At 63.9% G+C, this 22,047-nt stretch carries 19 protein-coding genes; 12 read left to right on the forward strand and 7 right to left on the reverse strand.

Features of this window, described 5'->3' with window-relative positions:
* The first annotated feature begins 87 nt into the window (after positions 1 to 87).
* Together G520_RS0115855 and draG are read left to right on the forward strand one after the other, a co-directional pair.
* On the forward strand, positions 88 to 894 hold the full coding sequence (locus G520_RS0115855; protein WP_028536503.1) for an NAD(+)--dinitrogen-reductase ADP-D-ribosyltransferase: 807 nt from the start codon (positions 88 to 90) through the stop codon (positions 892 to 894).
* Positions 895 to 948: 54 nt separating this feature from the next.
* Positions 949 to 1,860: an ADP-ribosyl-[dinitrogen reductase] hydrolase gene (gene draG / locus G520_RS0115860; protein ID WP_211222851.1), complete on the forward strand. Its 912-nt coding sequence runs from the start codon at positions 949 to 951 to the stop codon at positions 1,858 to 1,860.
* A gap of 19 nt (positions 1,861 to 1,879) precedes the next feature.
* Here draG and G520_RS0115865 read toward each other — a convergent pair whose 3' ends face one another.
* The 4 genes from G520_RS0115865 to G520_RS0115880 all read right to left on the reverse strand — a co-directional run bounded on the left by G520_RS0115865 (position 1,880) and on the right by G520_RS0115880 (position 6,141).
* Entirely contained in the window at positions 1,880 to 3,061 is a 1,182-nt protein-coding gene (locus G520_RS0115865) for a hypothetical protein (RefSeq protein WP_156876991.1), read from the reverse strand.
* Between the two features lie 638 nt (positions 3,062 to 3,699).
* A complete protein-coding gene (msrB, locus tag G520_RS0115870) occupies positions 3,700 to 4,095 on the reverse strand; it encodes a peptide-methionine (R)-S-oxide reductase MsrB (RefSeq protein ID WP_028536506.1) in 396 nt (131 codons plus the stop codon).
* 20 nt (positions 4,096 to 4,115) lie between these two features.
* Positions 4,116 to 4,760, reverse strand: coding sequence for a histidine phosphatase family protein (locus G520_RS0115875; protein WP_028536507.1), 645 nt, complete (start codon positions 4,758 to 4,760; stop codon positions 4,116 to 4,118).
* A gap of 13 nt (positions 4,761 to 4,773) precedes the next feature.
* Positions 4,774 to 6,141, reverse strand: coding sequence for a deoxyguanosinetriphosphate triphosphohydrolase (locus G520_RS0115880; RefSeq protein ID WP_028536508.1), 1,368 nt, complete (start codon positions 6,139 to 6,141; stop codon positions 4,774 to 4,776).
* Between the two features lie 123 nt (positions 6,142 to 6,264).
* Here G520_RS0115880 and G520_RS0115885 point away from each other — a divergent pair, with 123 nt between their 5' ends.
* The gene (locus G520_RS0115885) at positions 6,265 to 6,900 is read left to right on the forward strand and encodes a helix-turn-helix transcriptional regulator (protein WP_028536509.1); all 636 of its coding nucleotides are present in this window, start codon (positions 6,265 to 6,267) and stop codon (positions 6,898 to 6,900) included.
* A gap of 92 nt (positions 6,901 to 6,992) precedes the next feature.
* Entirely contained in the window at positions 6,993 to 7,889 is an 897-nt protein-coding gene (locus G520_RS0115890) for an NAD(P)-dependent oxidoreductase (RefSeq protein WP_028536510.1), read from the forward strand.
* Here the strand turns inward: G520_RS0115890 and G520_RS23140 are convergent.
* The gene (locus tag G520_RS23140) at positions 7,883 to 9,490 is read right to left on the reverse strand and encodes an alpha-amylase family glycosyl hydrolase (RefSeq protein ID WP_051229453.1); all 1,608 of its coding nucleotides are present in this window, start codon (positions 9,488 to 9,490) and stop codon (positions 7,883 to 7,885) included. The genes G520_RS0115890 and G520_RS23140 overlap by 7 nt on opposite strands.
* A 99-nt stretch (positions 9,491 to 9,589) precedes the next feature.
* Between G520_RS23140 and G520_RS0115900 the strand changes: the two genes are divergently transcribed.
* Together G520_RS0115900 and G520_RS0115905 are read left to right on the forward strand one after the other, a co-directional pair.
* On the forward strand, positions 9,590 to 10,249 hold the full coding sequence (locus G520_RS0115900) for a TetR/AcrR family transcriptional regulator (protein ID WP_211222852.1): 660 nt from the start codon (positions 9,590 to 9,592) through the stop codon (positions 10,247 to 10,249).
* 108 nt (positions 10,250 to 10,357) lie between these two features.
* The gene (locus G520_RS0115905; RefSeq protein ID WP_036666400.1) at positions 10,358 to 11,302 is read left to right on the forward strand and encodes an alpha/beta fold hydrolase; all 945 of its coding nucleotides are present in this window, start codon (positions 10,358 to 10,360) and stop codon (positions 11,300 to 11,302) included.
* Between the two features lie 212 nt (positions 11,303 to 11,514).
* Here the strand turns inward: G520_RS0115905 and G520_RS0115910 are convergent, their stop codons facing one another.
* Entirely contained in the window at positions 11,515 to 11,718 is a 204-nt protein-coding gene (locus G520_RS0115910; protein WP_028536513.1) for a cold-shock protein, read from the reverse strand.
* Positions 11,719 to 12,187: 469 nt separating this feature from the next.
* On the opposite strand from G520_RS0115910, the gene G520_RS23145 reads away from it, so the two are divergent.
* From G520_RS23145 to G520_RS23155, 3 genes are all read left to right on the forward strand, one after another.
* Positions 12,188 to 13,312 carry an HD-GYP domain-containing protein gene (locus tag G520_RS23145; RefSeq protein ID WP_051229454.1) on the forward strand — a complete coding sequence of 375 codons (1,125 nt, stop codon included), beginning with the start codon at positions 12,188 to 12,190 and terminating at the stop codon, positions 13,310 to 13,312.
* Between the two features lie 153 nt (positions 13,313 to 13,465).
* Positions 13,466 to 13,858, forward strand: coding sequence for a PepSY domain-containing protein (locus tag G520_RS23150; RefSeq protein WP_169449854.1), 393 nt, complete (start codon positions 13,466 to 13,468; stop codon positions 13,856 to 13,858).
* On the forward strand, positions 13,828 to 14,397 hold the full coding sequence (locus tag G520_RS23155) for an undecaprenyl-diphosphatase (protein WP_051229455.1): 570 nt from the start codon (positions 13,828 to 13,830) through the stop codon (positions 14,395 to 14,397). The genes G520_RS23150 and G520_RS23155 overlap by 31 nt, the downstream gene beginning before the upstream one ends.
* Here G520_RS23155 and G520_RS0115930 read toward each other — a convergent pair.
* Positions 14,394 to 15,212 (reverse strand): Cof-type HAD-IIB family hydrolase, encoded by an 819-nt coding sequence (locus G520_RS0115930; protein ID WP_028536514.1) that lies wholly within the window; start codon positions 15,210 to 15,212, stop codon positions 14,394 to 14,396. The two genes, G520_RS23155 and G520_RS0115930, sit on opposite strands and share 4 nt — an antisense overlap.
* Before the next feature lie 303 nt (positions 15,213 to 15,515).
* Between G520_RS0115930 and sbcD the strand changes: the two genes are divergently transcribed.
* The 3 genes from sbcD (at position 15,516) to G520_RS24100 (ending at position 21,988) form a co-directional block, all read left to right on the forward strand.
* Positions 15,516 to 16,736 (forward strand): exonuclease subunit SbcD, encoded by a 1,221-nt coding sequence (gene sbcD, locus G520_RS0115935; protein ID WP_028536515.1) that lies wholly within the window; start codon positions 15,516 to 15,518, stop codon positions 16,734 to 16,736.
* Positions 16,733 to 20,203 carry an AAA family ATPase gene (locus G520_RS23160; RefSeq protein WP_051229456.1) on the forward strand — a complete coding sequence of 1,157 codons (3,471 nt, stop codon included), beginning with the start codon at positions 16,733 to 16,735 and terminating at the stop codon, positions 20,201 to 20,203. The genes sbcD and G520_RS23160 overlap by 4 nt, the downstream gene beginning before the upstream one ends.
* Positions 20,204 to 20,374: 171 nt before the next feature.
* Positions 20,375 to 21,988: a methyl-accepting chemotaxis protein gene (locus G520_RS24100; RefSeq protein WP_051229457.1), complete on the forward strand. Its 1,614-nt coding sequence runs from the start codon at positions 20,375 to 20,377 to the stop codon at positions 21,986 to 21,988.
* Positions 21,989 to 22,047: the final 59 nt, after the last annotated feature.

The following is a 22,047-nucleotide window of genomic DNA, read 5'->3' on the forward strand; positions in this document are numbered from 1 at the left end:
TCGAAGCGACAGTCGTCGCTCGCGTCATGCGAAGCCGCTAATGTGGGCGTCCGGGGGACAAGGAACGGTTATTGCTCTGCCTGCCGGATGGACGCCATCGATACCGTTGCTGTCGGACACAGCACCAATCTTGTCGGCATTCCCACCGGATTGCTGGGCAGTATTGCATTCAACGAACACCCGCTGCCGCTGCATATCAGCGGCGCGAGAGACACCAGCCCGGCCTTGTGGAGCATGTTGGACGATTCCACCTGCATCGAGGGCTGCCTGGAGGCATTTCGTCTGTATATGGAGGCGGCCTTCGATATCGGTCCGACACCGAATGGGCAAGGGGTGCACCGTTACCGTTCGCATTACCGCTTGCTCTTGCAAGGTTGGGGCTTCGACTCGAACAGCCCGCAGGGCGCCGTGCTGAAGGGCTGGGTGGAGAGCCGGTTCGGCCTGATCCCGACTTTTCACAAGCAAACGCTCGGGCGTTACCCCTCGGCCGCATGGATGGGCTATCTGCAGGAAAAAATGTCGGGCCGCTATCACAATAATGCTATCCACTTACAACTAGATATGCTCTATGAGTTCTGCCAGTGGATGCTTGCCCGGAGGATCGCTCCGGGCGAGTCGCACATGACCCTGTATCGCGGCGTCAACGACTTCGAGGAGCATCACATCGTTTCACGTATCAGCAAGCGCGAGGCGGTCGTGCGTCAGAACAATCTGGTCTCGTTCAGCGCCCGGCGCGAAGTCGCCGAGCAGTTCGGCGATGTCATCCTCGAAGTCCGGGTTCCGCTGGTGAAAGTCGTATTCTTCGCCGGGTTGCTGTCGGGGTCCGTTCTGTCCAGCGAGGGTGAATACCTGGTGCTCGGCGGGGACTACCAAGTCAGGATGAGCTACTACTGAGGTTGAAGGCGAAAGGCGGGTCAGCCTGCGCCATCAGGAGAGAGGAGAGGAAGCATGATCATGCTACCCGCGGGGGGGGCAGGCGGGATCGGCTTGCGCGAGCGGGTGCTCGGCGCATACATCGGTTTCGCCGTCGGCGATGCGCTGGGAGCGCCGGTTGAGTTTCTTACCGAGCAGGAGATTCGCATGCTGCATGGCACGCTGTGCGACATGGTCGGCGGGGGGTGGTTGCGCTTGCGTCCGGGGCAGGTGACCGATGATACCCAGATGTGTCTGGCGCTCGGCGATGCGATAGAGCAGGCGGGTGGGTGGAATCTGTCTGTCGCCGCCGAACATTTCCTCGGCTGGTACCGCAGCAAACCGGTCGATATCGGGAACACCTGCCGCCGCGGCATTGCCCGCTATTTGCGGGATGGCAGCCTGGAGTCTCCGTTCAGCGAAGGCGATGCCGGCAATGGCGCGGTCATGCGCAACCTGCCGCTGGCCGTGCTGACTCTTGGCGACGACGAGGCCTTTGCCCGTTTTACGCTCGAACAGTGCCACTTCACCCATAACCATCCGCTGTCCGATGCGGCGGCGCTCGCCCTCGGGCACATGACGCGGACCCTGCTCGGCGGTCACAGCATGAGCCGCGCGCGGGCGATTGCCGATGGCTTGGTCTCGGAGCAGCGCCTTTTCAATTTCGAGCCGTACCCGAAAATGTGCACCGGTTATGTCGTCGACACCGTACAGACGGTATTCCATGTTTTTTTCAACAGCGACAGTTTTGAAGATTGCCTGCTGCAAGTGGTAAACCGCGGTGGTGATGCCGATACGAATGGCGCGTTGGCCGGCATGCTGGCCGGAGCGCGCGACGGAGTCGGCGCGATTCCCCGGCGCTGGCTGATGAAGCTGGAACGCCCCGTGCGGGACGCCATCGAGCGGCAGGTGGATGTATTGCTCGAACTGGCAGGCAAGAGCGAGTAGCGCGCCGTTCGGCCTGCGGCTAGTGCGCCGGCCCGTAATCCCCGAGCGCAACCGCTTTGGCCAGGCCGCCGGCCAGGGCGATTATGCCGAAGGAGCTGCCGTTATAGTCGAGTGAGGGATTGCTTGTGCCGGCGTCGATCTGTCTGAGCGTCGCATCGACGACATGAAGCATCGGCCACGAGTATTGAGCGAGCTGATTCCAGCCAAAGTAGATCGCGCCATTGCCCCAGGGCGGCCGCTCACGGAAACAGCGGTTATCGCCATTGCTGTAGTTGCTGAAGGCCGGACTCGACAGGGAGCCGTTCCAGATGGTGCCGACAAAACCAGCGGCAATGCCGCGCAGCATGGAGCGGTCGAAGGTAAAACCGGTCTCGTGAAAAGTCATCATGGCTGCCGGGTAGCGGTTGGCGTGGGCGGTGTCGATGGCTGTGGCGCCGCAGTCGCCATCGTCGGACCAGGTGACGCCGATGTCCATTCCCAGTCCGCTCCCCTGCGGGCTGAAACGCGGCTTGCCGCCGTCGTGGTCGAGCAGCCCGCGGGCCAGCTGCGAGGCGTACGAGGTCATGCGCACGCCGTCCTTCCATTCGGACGGTTGCGCGGCCGACGCGCGGGCCATATACGCCATGATCTCGCCTAGCATCAGTGTCTTGTCGTCGATGGCCTTGGCTTCGTCTTTCATGTCGGCGTAAAACCACTGCCAACTGTCGCGGTGGTCCAGCCATTTCGTCAGCCACTGTGCCTTGACGAAGCGGTAGATGTCTATCCCTTGCGCACGGAGATCGGCCAGCGCGGGGCGGGTCAGGATCAGGTACGCGAGGCGCGCGAGCTGCGTCATGCCTTGCACGTCGTCGAGCTGGTAGGCGATTTTGTCGGGAGCATCAAAAGAAACGGGCTGCCATGTGCCCGACCAGTTGCAATCTCCGAATGCATCGACGAGGGTGCAGGTGGCCATTTCCGCCCGGGCCCAGCTCAGTGCCTGGTACAGATAGCGGCGATCTCCGCTTGCCTCGTACAGGGAGAGGGCGCCCATCAACGCATACTGCAGCGTGTAATAATTTCTATCCTCGCCATTGCCTGCGGCCGCCATTCGGGCGAACTCATCGCCGTAGTGTGCGTACTCCCTGTCGTAGGTGCTTCTGTAATAGGCCAGCAGCGTCGGCTTCGGGGTCGTGTCGACAGGGGACGGTGCCCGATTCAGCATATTGTCATCCATTGTTCGTTCGTCGGCTTTGGCAGCCGGGGCAGGGCGCTCCGGTATTGGGTGCAGCAGAAGCAATATCGATATCAGTCCCGCCATCAGCGCTCGCCGATGACAGAATCGATGGAGCGGTGGCGCTTGTATTCTATGCTCGCTGTACACCGTATGTCCTGTCGAGAAACGCCGGCCGCGGCCATCCCGTGGGAGAACGGCGGCGCAGAGATATTAAACACAATATTATTTAAGTTATAGTTTTGTGTTTAATCATGTCAAGGAGGCGGGGGACGCAAGGGCTGAAATGAGAGCGGCACGACGTATCTGCCACTATCGTTTTTATGCTCCGTTTACGCGTCCGGGCAATGACGGGCGAGGGAAGGGCGGCTGAGAATCGAAGCGACTGCGGTTGGGGACGAGGAAAGCGTGTGGCAGGCGGTGCTCTGTGCGGGGGGCAAGGAATTCGATTTCATTCGCACGAACCCGGAAGCCCGTCCGGCGGATCGCTCCTTTGCGGCGCGCCGGGGCAGCGGCTGGCAGCCGTGCCACCGCCCGGATCAAGACTATCCGCCGCGTCGTCCTGTGCGAGAAGGCCGGCGCCGGAGGCTAAAGCGCGACACCCTATGCAGGGGGAACTGCTGCACGATTCATTCCGGGCGGAACGACAGGGCTACCGAGTTGATGCAGTAGCGCTCGCCGGTCGGCGCCGGGCCGTCGTCAAACACATGGCCCAGGTGGGCGTCGCAATTCGCGCAGCGCACTTCGGTGCGGCGCATGCCGTGGCTGGTGTCGGTGATGCGCACGATGCTGCCGGGGACGGCCTCCTGCCAGAAGCTCGGCCAGCCGCAGCCTGCATCGAATTTGGTGCCGGCGTCGAACAGCAGGGCGTCGCAGCATACGCAGTGGTAGGCGCCGTCTTCGCGCCGCAGGTAGTGCTCGCCGCTGAACGGGCGTTCGGTGCCGGCCTGGCGCGTGACACGGTACGCTTCGTCGCTGAGCCGGGCGCGCCATTGCGCGTCGCTCATATGTTTTAAATCGCTCATCGTCTCTCCTTGGTACGGACTTACAGCTCGTCGAGGCTGTCTTGCAAGTGCGTCTGGTCGGCCCAGCTGTCGAGCCGCCAGCCATTCTGGTTGTGACTGATCCAGTTCAGTGCCGCGTTGGGAATCGGAAAATCGCGCGTCTCTTCCAGCGGTTTGCCCGAAGCGAGGCGATAGGCCATGTCCAGGACGCCGCCATGGCTGACGATCAGCAGGGTCTGGCCCGGGTGGCGTACGACCAGATCGCCGAGAAAGGTGTTCACGCGGCGGTAGAAGTAACTCAGGCATTCCCCTTCGCTGGGCGCGAAGTCGGGTTCGCGCGCCTTGAAGCGCAGGTAGAGTTGCGGCATGCGAACGCGCGCTTCTTCGTAAGTCAGCCCCTGGAAGCAGCCGAAGTGGCGCTCGCGCAGGGCGGGGACGGACAGCCGCTCGAGTTCCAGGCGACGGGCGACGGCTGCCGCAGTCTCACGCGCGCGGCCGAGGTCGCTGCAGTAGCACCCGTCGAAGCGCATGCCGCGGCGTTGCAGCGCCTGCGCCAGTTGCTCGGCCTGTCGCAGGCCGTTGGCGTTGAGCGGAATATCGAGCTGGCCTTGCAGGCGCCCGGCCAGATTCCAGTCCGTTTCGCCGTGGCGGACCAGGCACAGCCTGGTTATGGGGGATGCGGTCATGGGCGAGGCTCGCTTAGATGATGCCGGTGCCGGAAATTTCCCGAGCCAGGTTGGCGGCGTAATTGTCTGTCATGGCGCCGGTGAAATCGAGAATCTTCATGTAAGCCTGGTAGAGCGACACGTCGGGGTAGCCCTGTCCGCCGAGCAGATTGAGGGCCAGGCGTTGCCGCGGACCGAGCGCGTCCGCGCCTAGCGTGTGCAGCGAATGCACGGCCGGCACCAGGATGTCGAGGATGCTGCCGAGGCAGGGAAAGGAGGCCAGTTCGGCTACCAGCTTGGTGCGGTGGCGGTAGACCTTGCGGCTGGCCAGTTCCTTCGCCTGTATCAGCGCGCCTTGTACCGCCGGGGCGCACAAATTGATCAGATCCTTGGCGGGGAACTCACCCGACAATAGCGAGTCGTGGTGCATCATGAATTTATCGGCGATTTCGGTCACGCAGCGCCCGACGGCGATGCCACGCAGCATGGCGCATTTCTGCCTGACATCGTTGACCTGCCACACCCGTTCGAATTCGGCGAAGCCCGCGAACAGGCTTTCGAATTCATTGACGTCCAGAATGCCGATTTCGACCGCATCCTCCAGGTCGAGTATGGCATAGCAGATGTCGTCGGCGGCCTCCATCAGGTAGGACAGCGGGTGGCGCGCCCAGCTCAGCGAGTCCAGGCGCTGCAGGCCGAGCTCGCTGGCGACAGCCTCGAAATAGGGCAGTTCGGTACGGTAGATGTTGAATTTGTCGTTGAGGCGCGCCGCGGGAGCATCCGAGGTCCACGGGTACTTGATCAGCGTGCCGATCGCGGCCGCGGTCAGGCGCATGCCTCCTTCGTTGGCATACATTTCCAGCGTCGCGACTGTGCGCAGACCATGGGCATTGCCCTCGTAGGTCTGTACGTCGCGGCGCTCGGACGGTGTCAGCGTTTCGAGTAGGGTGGCGTGCGCCGGCTGGCGGAACCAGTCGCGCAAGGCGTCTTCGCCGGTATGACCGAAGGGCGGGTTGCCGATGTCGTGGGCAAGGCAGGCGACCTGCACCACCGCACCGATGTCATAAGGGGTATAGCCGACCGGCAGATGCCCCGCATGCTGCAACATCATCCCGACCCGGTTGCCGAGGCTGCGCCCCACGCTGGCGACTTCGACGCTGTGCGTCAGGCGATTGTGCGTGTGATCGTTATGCGCCATCGGGTGGACCTGGGTCTTGCGTCCGAGGCGGCGGAAAGCGCTGGAGAAGACGACACGGTCGTGATCGATATGAAAATCCGTTCTCAACCCCGGTTCGCCTTCTTCCGTGGCCGGGGTGCGGGTGGTGCGGACCACGCCCTGATCCAGCTTGAAGCGGCGGGTGGACAGGAGCGAGTCCCATCGCATTTGCTGCGCTGTACTCATAGAGGTTCCACTTGTGTGCTGATTCATCATATCAGTGCCGGGTCATGGCGGCACCTGTCTTTTGGTGGGATTTAGCAACTATTTGGTATACTATGTATCCGGCGTGAAATCGGAGTTAAGAAAATGAGTACCGTGGATCGTTTGATGCATCTGCTGAAGACGCGCGGGCCACAACCGGCCCACGTGCTGGCCGGCTGGCTCGGGTTGACGTCGATGGGCGCGCGCAAGCACCTGTTGGCGCTGGAGGAGCGCGGTATGGTCCGTTCCGAAGACCGGCAGCAGGGGGTCGGACGACCGGCCCGGTACTGGGATCTGACCCATGCGGGGCAGGCGCGCTTTCCCGATCGCCACGCCGACTTGACCGTACAGTTGATCCGCCAGGTGCGCCAGGTTTTTGGCGACGAAGGGCTGGAGCGGCTGGTCGCGCAACGCGAACGCGAGACCCGTAGCAGCTACGATGCCGAATTGGCCAAGTCCCGCGGTGCGGCGGAGCGGGTCATGGCCCTGACCGAGTTGCGCAATCGCGACGGTTATATGGCAGAGCTGACGCCGCGTGACGAGGGTGGCTGGTTGCTGTCCGAAAATCATTGCCCCATCTGCTCCGCTGCCGGCGCCTGTCCTGATTTTTGCGCATCCGAGCTCAATGTGTTCCGTCATCTGCTCGGCCCCGGGGTTCAGGTCGAGCGCGAAGACCACGCGCTGGCCGGGGCGCGCCGCTGCAGCTATCGCATCGTGCCGGCTGTCGGGGCAGAGGGCTGACTCGCCGTGCCTGTCAGGTGGCTGGGCCAGTAGGCCGTGACGCGTTACACTAAGGGTCTGGCCCCGGACGGGGCGTGACTTGGAGAGTGGCGATGAACGATAAAACGGTGGCTTTTCTCGGCCTGGGCAGCATGGGCGTGCCGATGGCGCGCCAGTTGATCGAAGCCGGCTACGCGGTGACGGTTTTCAATCGCAGTCCGGGGCGGGACGCCGAACTGCTGGCGGCGGGAGCGATCAGGGCTGCGAGTCCGCAACAGGCTGTCACCCCTGGCGGCATTGCAGTGAGCATGCTCTCCAACGATGCGGCCCTGCTTGATGTCGCGCTCGGAGAACACGGGTTTCTGCCGCGGCTGGGTGTGGGCCTGCACCTCTCCATGAGTACCGTTGCTCCCGAAACCTCGCGACAGCTGGCGGCCGCTCAGGCGGCTCATGGCGGGCTATTTGTTGCCGCACCCGTTTTCGGTCGGCCCGACGCGGCGGCGGCGGCCAAATTGTGGATTGCACAATCCGGTGCGGCGGCAGCCAAACTAAGAGCGGCCCCCTTGCTGGCGGCCATGGGGCAGGGGGTACATGATTTCGGCGTCGAGCCGGGTGCGGCCAACATCATCAAGCTGAGCGGCAACTTCATGATTCTGGCGGCGGTCGAGGCCATGAGCGAAGCGTTGCTGCTGGCCGAGAAACAGGGGCTGGACCGCGAAACGGTGGCCGATTTCTTCGGCAAGACCGTCTTCCCTTGCCCGATCTACCAGAATTACGGCCGTCTGCTCGCCAGACGGCAGTATCGCCCGGCCGGCTTCAAGTTGGCGCTGGGCATGAAAGACATCCGCCTGGTGCGTGCGGTGGCAGAAGAACTGCAAGCCCCGATGCCGGTGGCCGATGTGCTGCACGGCAAGTTGCTGTCCGCCCTGGCGCGCGGCCGGTCCGAGTTCGACTGGACTGCGATCGAACTCGACGCAGCAGAGCAGGGCGGTGTCGATGTGCGTCAGTGAGCGTCGGTCAGGACCACGGCTTCGCGCGCCCGGACATCGATCCACTTGATGCTGCCGTTCGGGGCGTACCGCTGGCGCCCCGATGCCGGGTAGGCTGTTTTCCAGGTTCGGGTCGCGAGTTCGGGCTCCAGCGTGAAGCGTGCGCTGGTGCCCGAGTAGTTGATGGCGACCAGCGCCTGGCTATCGCCCCGGCTTCTGAGAAAAACCAGCATGGGCGCATCGGCTGCGCTCAGCAGTTTGAAGTCGCCCTCCGCCAGCGCCGCGACGTCGGCGCGCAAGCGAATCAGCGTCCGGTAATGAGAGAGCAGCGATGCCGGGTCGTTCTGCTCCTGCGCGACATTGTAGGTGGCCTTGTTGTCCGCCGGCGGGCGATAGGGGGCGTGCGACGAGAAACCGTTGCCGGCATCCCAGCTCATCGGTCCGCGTAAAGCCTGGTCGTCATAGTGCACCCCCGGTGACATCCCCTGTCCGATCTCTTCGCCATAATAGATGAATGGAATACCCGGCAAGGTCAGCAGCGTCGCCGCCGCCATCCGGTAATCGGCTTCGTCGCCGTCGAGCTGGCGGAAGACGCGTGCACCGGCGAAAGTGTCGTGGTTGGACAAGAAAGTGCCCATCTGCGCGACAGGGTGGGTTTTCAGGTAGTCGAGCAGCGCGGGCATCGCGCGGCCGTGGGTGACGCTTTCGATGATCGCGCTTTGCAGTCCGAAGGCGAAGGCGCTGCCGGCACTGTCGGGGGCCGAGAATTCGGACGGCGCACCCGGTGCTTCCGCTACCATGTAGCGCTTGCCGTACTGGGCGAGCAGGTTTTTGATCTGGTGGAGTATTGCGTGATTTTGCGGCTGGTTTTCCCACTCCAGCGGGCCGTTTTCCACCAGGGCGCCAGCGGCGTCGAAACGGAAGCCATCGACGCCGCGATTCAGCCAGAATTTCAGATTGTTGAGGTGAAAATCCAGGGCCTGCGGATTCTTGAAGTTGAAATCGGGCATCGAGGTGTCGAAGGCCGAGTAATACCAGGCGCCTGCCGCAGCGTGCCACGGGTCGCCGCCATAGGCGTTCCAGCCCTGGGGTTTGGCCGATTCCCAAACGTAGAGCGAACGCCACGGCGAGTCCGGGCGCTGCGAATCGATGAACAGCGGATGGGTCGCTGCGCTGTGGTTCATGACGTAGTCGAGAATCACGCCGATGCCGCGGCGATGTGCTTCGCGCAGCAAGGTGTCGAAATCGGCCAGGGTGCCGAAATCGGGGTCGATGCCGCGATAGTTGACCACGGCATAGCCGTGGTCGTGATCCGCGCTCGGGTAGATCGGCATCAGCCAGATTCCGCGTATGCCGAGCGCTTGCAGGTAGTCGAGGCGCGAGATCAGGCCGCGCAAGTCGCCGATGCCGTCGTTATTGCTGTCCTGGTAGGAGCGGACCAGGATCTCCATGAACGGTCCCTGGCGGAACCAGTCGGCGGCGAGGCCGCTGTCATTGCGGATGACGGCGACCGGGCCGACGTCGGGCGGCATGGCGCCGGATGAATCCGCAGGGGCTTCGGCGACGCAAAAGCTCAGGCAGGCGGCCAGGCCCATCCGTTGCAGGAAATTCCGACTGTCCATGTCGCGCACTCCGTAGTATGTGCCGGGTTGTTTCGCTTTATTATCGATTCAAACCGGTTTGGATGCAATGGCGGCATCGCCTTGCGGGGTGAGGCCGCCATGCCTGTTGACAAGGAAATGATCGTTTCCTATTATTGCTGCATGAAGATTCCCTTCGCGACGACAGGCGTGCGTGGCCGCGGCCGGCCGCGCGAGTTCGATATGGACGCGGCGCTCGACGGCGCCTTGCTGGTTTTTCGGGAGCGCGGTTACCACGCGGCCTCCATTGCCGAACTCGGCGCGAGCATGCAACTCACCGCCGGCAGCTTGTATAAGGCATTCAGCGACAAGCGTGCGATTTTTCTGGCGGCTTTCGACCGCTATATCCGTCTGCGCAGCGAAGGTTTGCAGCGCGAGCTCGATGCCGTGGCTAGCGGGCGCGACAAGCTGCGTGCGATGCTGATTTTCTATGCCGAGTCGGCATACGGGGTCGAAGGCCGGCGCGGCTGCCTGGTGGCGGGCAGTGCTAGCGAGCTGGCCACCTTCGACGCCGGGATGGCGGCACGTGTGGAGGCGGCCTTGCTGCGTATCGAGGCCGTGGTGCGCGAGTTGATCGAACTGGGGCGCCGCGATGGTTCGCTGCCTGCCGGTACCGACGCCGGTGTCTCTGCGCGAGCCGTGCTGTGCCTGTTGCAAGGGATGCGGGTGGTGGGCAAGACGGGGCCCGGACGCGAGGAAATGCTGGCGATCGTCGAGAACGGGCTGCGCTTGGTGGCCTGATTTTTTTTGATAAATTAGGAAATGAACATTTCCTAATTTGACGATACGGTCTCCCGGACAAGCGTTGCCCGGGAAGCGGCCGTCATCGATAGCCCGGGAGGTTTGACCATGATACAAGACAAAGCCCTGCCATCGGCCCCGCCGCTGGTCGCACAGGAATCCGCCATGTCAGGCTATCCGCTGCCGAGCGGCTTCGAACACCGCTTTGCCACTGTGGACGGGGTCGGCTTGCACTATGTTGCCGGGGGTAAAGCCGACGGCGATGTGGTGGTGCTGCTGGCCGGCTTCCCCGAGAGCGGGTATGCGTGGCGCAAGGTCATGCCGCTGCTGGCCGGGAGTTTTCGCGTCATTGCGCCGGATTTGCCGGGGCAGGGCGACTCCGATCATCCCGAGGGGGGCTACGATACGCAGTCTCTCGCTATCGCGGTTCATGGCCTGCTGCACCAGATCGGCGCAAGCCGCTATTTTCTGGCCGCACATGATATCGGGGCATGGGTGGCCTATCCGCTGGCGGCGATGTTCGGCACCGAGGTGAGGCGCCTGGCTTTGCTGGACGCCGCTATTCCCGGCATCACCCTGCCCGAAGCGTTGCCTATCGCAGCGGATCGGGCGTGGCGCACTTGGCATTTTGCCTTCCATGCTCTGCCCGATCTGCCTGAGACGCTCATCACCGGACGCGAGCGCGAGTATCTGGAATGGTTTCTGCGGCGCAAGGCTGCGGATCCTGAAGTCTTTACATCCGCCGACATCGATGAATACGTGCGGGTACTCAAGAAGGACGGTGGCTTGCGTGCAGGGCTTGCCTACTATCGCGCCGTCGAGCAGTCGGCGCAGCAGAATCGCGAGTTGAGCCGCGGAGGAAAGCTGGCCATGCCGGTGCTGGGCATGGGGTCGGATCAGGGGTCCCTGCCGGATATGGCGGCGCCGCTGCGGGTCTGTGCGCAAGACGTGCGCGGAATGCGTATCGCGCGCTGCGGTCATTTTCTGCCCGAAGAGCAGCCGTCGGCGGTGGCCGGGGCGTTGACGGCCTTTTTTGCCGGATCGACAGACTGACCCGGGCCGTTGCCGCCCTGGGAGGGGCGGATCCGCTGTCGCGACGTTTCGCGGCCCGAGCACGCCGGTGCACGGTTCGGTATGGCTCGAGCGGAGATGTCGCCGGGAGGCGGTGCGTTCGTTGCAGGCGATGGGGATGCCCGCGGCCGGGAACATCGTGAAATAAAAAAACCCGTGCCTTGGCACGGGTTTTTTGCCTTGAATTCGGACGCTTACAGCGGCTGAATGTCGGAAGCTTGCTTGCCCTTCGGGCCCATGGTCACTTCGAAGCTGACCTTCTGGTTTTCGGCCAGGGTCTTGAAACCGTTCGACTTGATTTGGGAGAAGTGAGCGAATACGTCTTCGCCGCCTTCGTCCGGGGTGATGAAGCCGAAGCCCTTAGCGTCGTTGAACCACTTTACGGTACCAGTTGCCATAATACGTTTCCCTTAATGGAAATGATGTTGAAGATTGCTTGAATATCAAGGGAAATGACGTACTGTGGTACGGACTTGGCGTCACTACTACAACTACACATCCACGACTTGAACATCCAGCGAGAGCATAATGCACACGGTTTTGCGCGGATGCAAGTATTATTTTTACCTGCCGTAAAAAAAGACGGGCGAAGAAATGCGCGTCGTCGCGAGCCGTCGCGGACGACCCGATATCCAGGCTGATAGCGTGACCGGGCGGGGCTTGTGGCGGAAGCGGGCTCCCGGGGCGGTCGCTGCGGGATGCGCGTATTTCAGATGGCGATGCCGGGCGAATAAACTTCGACTTTATAATCCCTTGTCGGCAGACAATAATGCTAGCGTGGGATGAATCAGCGTCTGCGGTTGATTGTCATCGCGGCGTGGGCCCGGCCTTGCGGGCGATGTTTATTCTTAACTAGCGGGGCGTGTCATGATTGCCGATATGCAAGACAGCCTGGTTGATATGAGCGGCTTCCAGGATTTCCGGGATGCCATGTCCGATTATGCCCCGCGTGTCGAAACCCTGGTGGCGGAGCTGCGCCGCGAACCGGGACGCGGCGACAGCATCGCCGATCTGTTCCGGACGTTCCATAATATCAAGGGCGATGCCGGTTTGTGCCGCCTGCATTTTGTCGTGCCGCTGATTCATGCGGCGGAAAATCTTCTGGTGCGGGTCCGGTCTCGCGAGCTGTCTTTCACGCCATCGCTGGCCGATGTATTGCTGTTCACGGTGGACAGGCTGGAAATGGCGATGGACGCCCTGGCCGCAGGGCAAGCGCTGGATAGTTTGAACCTGCCTGTTTTGGGCGACAATCTGGCTGCCGTGGCGGCCTTGCCGCCGCGTGAAGTCGAAGCCGGCTGCGATCGCATTTTGGGGCTGGGGACGGGGGGGAGGGACAAGGAGGCCGGAGTGGACGCCCTCTTCGCCGATGATGGCAAGCGCGCGGTCGCTCCAGCCGATGATCTGGCTTTTTTCCACGACCTGGCGCTGCAGATGGAGACCCATTCGCCCATTTTTTCCGGCCGCAGCGTCCGCAATCTGAAGCTGGCGCGGAGTCTGAACGAGATGGGCGGCATGCCGGTCCCGGCCGATCAGCTCGAAGCGGCTGTTTACATGCACGACATCGGAATGATGATGGTGCCGGGCGGTCTGTGGCTGGGCGGAGGGCGGCTGCGAACCCAGGATCTACCCGCCGTGCAGTCTCATGTCGCCTGGGCCGCCGGTCTGCTCGAGCGTATGCCTGGCTGGCGCGAGGCCGCGCTCATTGTGCGTCAGCATCACGAAAAGCCGGACGGCAGCGGTTATCCGGCCGGTCTCGTCGGGGAGGCGATCTGTCCGGGCGCCAGAATACTGGCTCTGGTCGATGCGTTCGAGGCCGTCTTGACCAAGCAGGGCGCACGCGGTCAAGTGCGCTCTCTGTTGAGAGCGGTCGCCGAGGTCAATGCCTGTGAATACCAATTCGATCGCGCCTGGGTCGAGGTTTTCAACCGTGCGATACGCGCGATGCACGATGCGCTGCCGGGCGCCGCGGTCGCAAAAATTCAATGTCGTTAATTGTTGATAAATGTTGCCATGTGCAATGGGTTTGATAAACTTTCTGCGCGTCCTGGGGTCGAAGCGAAGATAAACGTACGGCCCGGTGCGCGTTTTGCATTGTCGTGCGGCATTTAAATGCCGCTATGGGAAAGGCCCCTGGTCGTGCGCATCATGAAGCGAATTCATCCGCTACCGAGTCTTCCTTCTCCGGCACTCATCGTCGCCATGTCGATGGCCGTGGTATTGGGCTTGTCGTGGCTTGCCCATAGCGTGACGCTGGGACGCGACGAGGACGGACGCCTGTTCGAACGCGGCACGCTGACTCACGGTCAGGCGCTGGCGCTGGCCGGCAGCTACGGGACGCCGAGCCGGGCGCGGCTGGAGCGCCGCCACGGACACTGGGTGTATCGGGTCGACGTGCTGCGGGCGGGGCGCTTCATCGATGTGGAGGTGGACCCCTTCAGCGGCAAGGTGGTCCCCCATTTGAACGATGATGCGCGGCAATCGCCGACGCTGCCCACCGATAAACTGGAATGCTACGACTCAATCTATACCTGTTTCTGACTCTCAACGCCCCTGCCCATCCTTCCGCCCCGATTCTCTCCATCGCGATTTTTCTGGCCGAGTACCTGATCTGGCTGGTTCCGCTTCTGCTGTTGGGCGGGTGGTTTGCCGGCGGCCCCGGTTTGCGTCGCAGTCTGTTCGGTGCCGGCATCACCGCGTTGTGCGCCTTGGCGATCAGCCAATTCATCGGCTTGCTATGGCCCAACCCGAGGCCTTTTGTGCTCGGTCTCGGACACACCCTGATTCCTCATGCGGCCGACCCGTCGTTTCCCAGCGATCACCTGACCCTTTTCTGGAGCGTGGCATGCGCCCTGTCCCTGAACGCCGTCACGCGCAGGGCCGGTGTGTGCTTGTGCTTGCTGGGCCTGCCCATGGCCTGGTCGCGCGTCTATCTCGGCGTTCATTACCCGCTGGATATGCTCGGTGCCGCCATCGTATCGCTGGCGACCGGCCTGCTGGTTTTCCGGGCAGCCCGCTCCGCGGTCGAGCGCGCTTTCGTGTGCTTTGACGCCTTGCCCTTTCCACGGCGCGGCCACTAGGCATCCCGGCCGAATAACTCGCGCAGGCGTCGGGCCACGCCGCTATCGGCATTGCTGAGCACGCGCGTCGCTCCGGGCAGGCTCTGCTGGAGCCGGGGTTGCGCGTTGGCCATGAGCTGGGGGAAGCCGACCGCCTGCAACATCTCGATATCGTTTTGTCCATCGCCGAAAGCCACGCAGCGCTCGGGGGCGATTCCCATCGTATCGAGCAGTGTGCTCAGCGCACGGCCCTTGCTGACGCCACGGGCCATGACCTCCAGGCAGTGGCGGGAGGAAAAGGCCAGGGCGATCCCGCCGTCATAGCGTTGCAGGAGCTGCGCTTCCAGCTTGAGCAAGCGGCCGTAGCCGCCCATATACAGTATTTTGCTTATGCCGTTGCCGTCGTGATGGCGCAGATCGGCTACGCGATAACGGAAACCCGAATCGCGATGACCTGTCAGCAGCATGGGGAAAGGGCGCTCGATCAGCCATTCATCGTCGAGGTAGGCGCTGAGCAGGGTGCGCGTGCCGAGGCCGCGCGACAGCAGCTCGCGCGCGAGCCCGGGTTCAAGGTCGTGCCTGGCGATCAGTCTGTCGTCTTCGTCGTGCACGCGTGCGCCGTTGGCGGTGATCAGATGGGCGCGCACCCCGAGCCGCGCACGGATGGGGGCGGCGTCGAGATGATGGCGGCCGGTGGCCAGGACCAGGCGCACGCCTTGTGCATCGAGATCGCGCAAGGTGGCGACGGTCAGCGCGTCGACGGTATGCCGCCGGTTGAGCAAGGTGCCGTCGAGGTCGGAGGCAACCAGAGGAAAAGGCGGAGTCGGGGCATTCATGAGTGTGTTCGCACAAGGATTCTGTTGCTTGCGACGGCTAACATGGTGGAGCTCCCTTGGTCATGCCCGTCCGCTGCGCCGGCCAGTCCGGGCGGCTTGCCGGCGAGGCGCCTGTACCGAATGCGCTCGCTCGCCGATGCGAATCGGGCGTCCTGACGAGTTTACCCAAATGCCGCCTTCAATACCGGCAATATGATCGTGCCGCAGCCCTGGCCGTTGCGGTGGAGAGAGTCTGGCGCGACGGGCTACGCTTTCGCGTGGCCCGCCGGTACACTGTCTGGCGTTTCCCTCGAAAACCACTCTATGCGAATTCTTCACACCTCGGACTGGCATCTCGGCCAACACTTCATGGGCAAGACGCGCCAAGCCGAGCATCTGGCTTTTATCGACTGGCTGGTCGGGCAGATCCGGCAGCAAGGTGTTGACGTGGTGCTGCTCGCCGGGGACGTCTTCGATACCGGGGCCCCGCCCAGCTATGCACGCGAGCTGTTCAACCGGTGCGTCGTCGCTGTGCATGAAACCGGCGCGCAACTGGTCGTACTCGGCGGCAACCACGATTCGGTGGCGACGCTGGGGGAGGGGCGCGCCTTGCTGAGCTACCTGAATACCCATGTGATCCCCGGGGTCGACGAGGACATGCGACAGCAGGTATTGCCGCTGCTGGGGCGCGACGGCCGCATCGGTGCCATCCTGTGCGCGATACCGTTCATCCGTCCACGCGATGTGCTGCAAAGTCAGGCCGGACAGAGTGCCGAAGACAAACTGCAGTCGCTGCAGGATGCGATCCGTCACCACTATGACGCCGTTTTTCAGCTTGCCTGCGAACGCCGGGACGCGACGGACGGGACGCTCCCCATCGTCGCCAGCGGACATCTGCTCACCGTGGGGGCCAGTGCGAGCGAAGCGGTGCGCGAAATTTATGTCGGAACGCTGGACGCGTTTCCGACACAGGCCTTTCCCCCTGCCGACTATATCGCGCTTGGCCATATTCACCGCCCGCAGAAGGTGGGCGGCCAGGATTGCATCCGCTATTGCGGCTCGCCGATTCCCCTCGGTTTCGACGAGGCCGGGCAGGAGAAGCAGGTTTTGCTGGTTGATCTCGATCATGGCGGGTTGAAGGCGGTGACGCCGTTGCCGGTTCCCTGTTTTCAGGCCATGGCTTCGGTGCGCGGCACGCTCGCGCAACTGGCGACCGAAATCGCGGCCGCGGCCGCGGCGGGCCGCGCCGAGAGGCCGCTATGGCTCGAAGTCACGGTGCGCACCGACGACTATCTGGCCGACCTGCAACTCAGAGTGCAGGCCCTGTGCGAAGGCCTTCCCGTCGAATTGCTGCGGCTGCGCCGCGAACGCGGCACCGCCGCCGCTGCGCTGCAGGGGCGAGCCGGCGAAACGCTGGATGAATTGTCGCCGGATGAGGTTTTTGCGCGCCGACTCGAGAGCGAGGAGGTGGACGCCGGGGTCGGGGAGCGCCTGCGCGAGCGATACCGGTCCGTCGTTGCGGCCTTGCGCGAGGAGCGGGCATGAAGATTCTGTCGCTGAGGCTGAAAAACCTGAATTCGTTGAAGGGCGAATGGACGCTGGATTTCACCTCCGCGCCGTTCGCGAACAATGGACTGTTCGCCATCACCGGGCCGACCGGGGCGGGCAAGACGACCTTGCTCGATGCGATCTGCCTTGCGCTCTACCACGAGACGCCGCGCATCAAGTCGGTGTCGGCCGCAAGCAACGAACTGATGACGCGGCATACGGCCGATTGCCTGGCCGAAGTCGAATTTGAAGTCAAGGGCGCACGCTATCGAGCGTTCTGGAGCCAGCGTCGTGCGCGCGACCGCGCCGATGGCGCGCTGCAGGCGCCCAAGGTCGAGCTGGCCGACGCCGATGGCCGCATTCTGACGACCCATATCAACGACAAGCTCAAGCGTATCGAGGCGATAACCGGGCTCGATTTCGCCCGCTTCACCAAGTCCATGCTGCTCGCGCAAGGGGGGTTTGCCGCCTTTCTGAATGCGAGCGCCGGCGAGCGCGCCGAATTGCTGGAAGAGCTGACCGGCACCGAAATTTACGGACTGATCTCGCAGCGCGTGTTCGAGCACAGTCGCGACGCCGGCACGGCGCTCGCGCACTGGCAGGCGCAGGCGCAGGGCGTCGAGCGGCTCGACGATGAAGCGCGTCGGATCTTGAACGAGGAGGCCGCCGCCGCGCGCGAGCGCGAAGCGGCGATAGACGCCGAGCTTGCTGCGCTGCGGGCGCAACGGCAGGCCCGGCTGGATGGTGATCGTGCCTGCGCGGCGCTGTTGTCGGCGCAGGAGGGCTTGCACCGGGTGGGAGCGGACGAAGAAGCGGCCCGGGCACGCTTGCAGCGATTGGCGGCTGGCGAGCCGGCCCAGGCCTTGCGTCCGACCTACGATGTCTGGCGGGGCGCACAGCGGCTTTGTCATCAAAACGAGGTTGAACGGCAGGCCGTCGGCGTCGAGCTCGCGCAGGCCGAGGGCGAGGTCGCGCGGCAGGGAGGGGCGGCCTGGCAGTGCGCGCAAGCCGTCGCCGCCGCGGCAGAAGCGGACTGCGAACGGCTGGAAGCCGTTGCCGTCGAGCTGGACGCCCGCCTGGCGGCGACGCCCTTGCGAGCGAGGCTGGGCGAAAGCCTCGGCCTGTGGCGCGCGCAGTTTGCCGAGCGCGAACAGGCCCGGCGCGAGCTCATCGAGCAGGAACGGGCGCAGAGGGACGACGAGCGCCAGATGCAGGGCACGCGCGACGAGCTTGCCGCCGTGGCCGGGGCCATCGGTCCGGCCCGGGAGGCGTTCGATCGGGCGGAGCAAGCCGCTGCGCTCGCACTCGCCCTGCGCGACGAGACGCTGGCCGGGCGCGAAGCCGGGCAGCTCGGCATGCAGCGCCTGACGCTGGAGCAAGGTGCGCATGCGATCGATCGTCTTGTCGCCCTGGCCTCGGCATTCGAGAAGCGGGCGCAGGAGCAGGAGCGCTGGCATCGGGAGTCGGCGCGCCTGCACGCCGAGTTCGAACGCAAAGACCAGCAGCGTGCCGACTTGCGGCAGCGTTACAAAGACCTGCAGCAACAGGTGAAGGACAAGGAAACCCTGCTGGAGCAGGAAAGGCGGATCCAGAGCCTTGAGTCGCACCGCGCCGGGCTGCGCGAAGGCGAAGCCTGCCCGCTGTGCGGCTCGCCCAGCCATCCGGCCGTTGATCGCTACCGGGAACTGGACGTGTCCGAGACCAAACGCCGATGGGCGGAGAAGCGGGCCGAGCTGGATGCCTTGACGGCACAGGGGCAGGCTCTGAATGAAGAACTGGTCGCGCTTGCCACGCGTCAGGAAAACCTGGCGGGTCAACAGGCGGCAGCGACCGCGGAGCAGGAGGGTTTGCAGGACCAATGGCGCCGCGAGGCGCGGGAGTGGGGGCTGGCGGACGACGCCTGGCGGCAGGCGGATGCGCTATCCGCCTTGCGCGAGCGCCAGGCGCAGCGCATCGCGGACATGCAGCGGACCCTGCAGCGGCTTGAGGCGATGGAAGCGGAGCTGGGACGCGCAGAACGCACGCGGCTGGAGTGCGAGCATGCGGTTGCCGCGTTGGAGCAGCGGCAGGCGTTGCTCGCGCAAACGCTGCAGGCGCAGGAGCAGAGGCGGACCGAAAGCCTGCAGCGCCGGGAGGCCGTGCGCTCGCGGCTGGCCGGGTTGGAAACGGCCCTTGCCGCTTCTCTCGCTGAGCAGGCGTATCCGGATGTGCCGGTTCATGCCGGACCCTGGCTGGATGAGCGCGAACGCGAATGGCAAGACTGGCAGAGCTGCCGCGTACGGCAGCAGGAAGCCAGGCAGCAATTGCTGCTGCAGCGACAGCATAGCGGACAGATGGCGCGGCTGCGTCTGGACTGGCAACAGCGCTGGGAGGCCGTCGGCTGCCCCGGTTCGCCGGGCGGTTTGCCGCTCGACGATGCTGCAACCCTGCTGCAACGGTTCGCGCTTGAACTCGACGGCGCCTTGCGGCGCCGCGAGCGGCTGCAGGGGCGCAGCGCACAGCTGAGCGCCGATCGCGACGTGCATCAAGACGCGCTGCGGATCGCCGGGCGCGAGTGGGACGAGGCGCTGGCGGCCAGTCCGTTCGCCGGGGTGGATGACTTTGTCGCCGCCTTGCTGCCCGAGGACGAACGCGCCGGCCTGCTCGCTCTCAAGCAAAGGCTGGCGGCCGCACGGCTGGAAGCCGAGACCCTGCTGCAATCCGCGCGCGAAGGCGTCGCGGCGACGCAGGCACTGTCGGAAACGGCCGGGTCGCTGGAGGCGCTCGACGCACGGCTGCTAGAGTTGGGAACGTCGTTGCGCGCCGCCGCGCTGCGGCAGGGTGAAATCTCCTCCTTGCTCGATGCCGACGATGCCCGTCGCCAGACCCAGGCCGACTTGTATGTCCGCATCGATGCCATGGCCGACGATTGCGAGCTGTGGCAGCGCTTGAATGGCCTGATCGGCTCTGCCAGCGGCGATAAATACCGCAAATTCGCACAAGGGCTGACGCTCGATCATCTGGTTCATCTCGCCAACCGGCAGCTTGAACGGTTTCACGGACGGTATCAGCTGCTGCGCAAGGCGGGCGGCGAGCTGGAGCTCGAGATCGTCGACACCTGGCAAGGCGACGTGACGCGCGATACGCGCACCTTGTCGGGAGGCGAAAGTTTTCTGGTCAGTCTGGCGTTGGCGCTGGCGCTATCGGATCTGGTCAGCCACAAGACGTCGATCGACTCCCTGTTTCTGGATGAAGGCTTCGGCACGCTGGACGGCGAGACGCTGGATAGTGCGCTGGACGCGCTCGACAGTCTCAATGCGAGCGGCAAGATGATAGGCGTGATCAGTCATGTCGAAGCGATGAAGGAAAGGATTCCCGTGCAGATCCGTATTCACAAGGGCGTGGGCGCCGGCTTGAGCCGCATCGAGGTCAGCGGTGCGGGTGGCCGCCGCGACCGGGTCTCGCTGACGGAAGGTGGGGCATGATGAAGCGGCAGGCCAACGCGGCCTGGCCGAATATCTTGGATTATTGCTCGCTTCTATTGTCATGACCATCTACGATTCAATCGTATCTTAAGTTGTAATATTTATTTTGTAATGTTTATCACAGCAGGATTCACCCTGCGATCACGGAACGGCTCATAGCGGAGAGCAGTGATGCGTATTGCACAGAAACTGGTTCTTTCTTTTGTTCTGGTGCTGCTGTTGACTGCCATCGTCGGCGGTATCGGCATCACCGGCCTCGGGAGGGTGTCGGACACGCTGGACAGCATCAGCGATAGCTGGCTGCCGCGCGTGCAGCACTCGTTGGCGATGAAGGCGGCGCTGATCGATTTCCGCAACCGCGAAACCCAGTTATTGCTGGTGCGTACGCCGGACGATCTTGCCGACACCCTCAAGCGCCAGGGGCAGAACTTCAAGGACATGCAGGCCGAGCAACAGATCGTGAAGTCCTTGTTGCAGAGTCCGGCCGACAAGGCTCTGTATCAGGACTACGAACAGCGGCTCGATGCGTATCTTGTCGTGCATCGGCAGCTCGAAGCGCTGGTCACGGCCGGCCAGACCGACGCGGCGCTGACGCTGTTTCGCGGTAAGGCGCGCAAGGCGTTTCGCGAGTTGCTGCCCAGCCTGGATCGTCTCGTCGCCGCCAGCACCGACGGCGCCTCCGCCGCCAAGGGCCAAGCCCAGAGTCTGGCCCTTTTTGCCAATCGCCTGATGCAGGCGGGTACGCTGGCGGCGATTTTCGCTGCGGTAGGGCTGAGCGCCTGGTTGTTTCGTTCGACGATTCCGCCGCTGCGAAAAATCAGCGAGATCACCGGGCGCATGGCACGCGATTCCGATTTTACCTTGCACATCGATCTAGCCGGCCGTGACGAGGTGAGCGATACCGCAGGCTCGGTCAATCAGCTGGCGCAGTCCATCCGCGAGACCTTGCAGGAATTGCTGGCCGGAATCGCCCGCATCGCCGAAACGTCGGCGCGCCTGTCGCTGGCCGCGGGGCAGGTTTCCAGCAGCTCCGACAGACAATCCGAGGCGGCATCCAGCATGTCGGCCACCGTCGAGCAGCTGACGGTCAGCATCAATCAGGTCGCCGATAATGCGCGGCGTTCTTTTGATTTGTCGCACCAGTCGGGCGAGGCCGCCCGCGACGGCGAAGCGGTCATCGCCGAGTCGGTGCGGCATATGAAGGAAATCGCGGAGCGCATTCGCTCGACCGAGAGCGCTGTCGGACAACTGGGGGTATCCTCGCGCGAGATCACCGGCATCGTGCAGGTGATCCGCGATGTCGCCGATCAGACCAATCTGCTCGCGCTCAACGCCGCCATCGAGGCGGCGCGCGCGGGTGAACAGGGGCGTGGCTTCGCGGTCGTGGCCGACGAGGTGCGCAAGCTGGCCGAACGCACCGCGCTGGCGACACAGGATATCAGCGCCAGGATTGCCGGTATCCAGTCCGGTGTCGATGGCGCGACGGCAGGGATGGCCGAGGCCGTCGCCCTGGTGGATGCCGGTGTGGTGGTGTCCGACAGCGCGGGCGTCTCGGTCCGCCGCATCAACGATAGCACGGCGCTGGCCGAGGGCGAGGCGAACGCGATTTCCGCGACCCTGCGCGAACAGAGCGAGGCAAGCAATCAGATCGCCGCACATGTCGACCAGATTGCGCAGATGAGTCAACTCAACAGCCGTGGGGCGGAAGACACGGCCGATCTGTCGCGCAAACTCGCCGAACTGGCCTCCAGCATGCGCGAGGCCGTGCAGCGCCTGCGGGTGTGACGAAGCGGGCGGCCGGCACCGGCGCCGATCGGCGCGCAGGAGCGCCCCAAAGGGCGGGC

This window comes from Paludibacterium yongneupense DSM 18731 (assembly GCF_000422925.1).
GTDB classification, from domain to species: Bacteria; Pseudomonadota; Gammaproteobacteria; order Burkholderiales; family Chromobacteriaceae; genus Paludibacterium; species Paludibacterium yongneupense.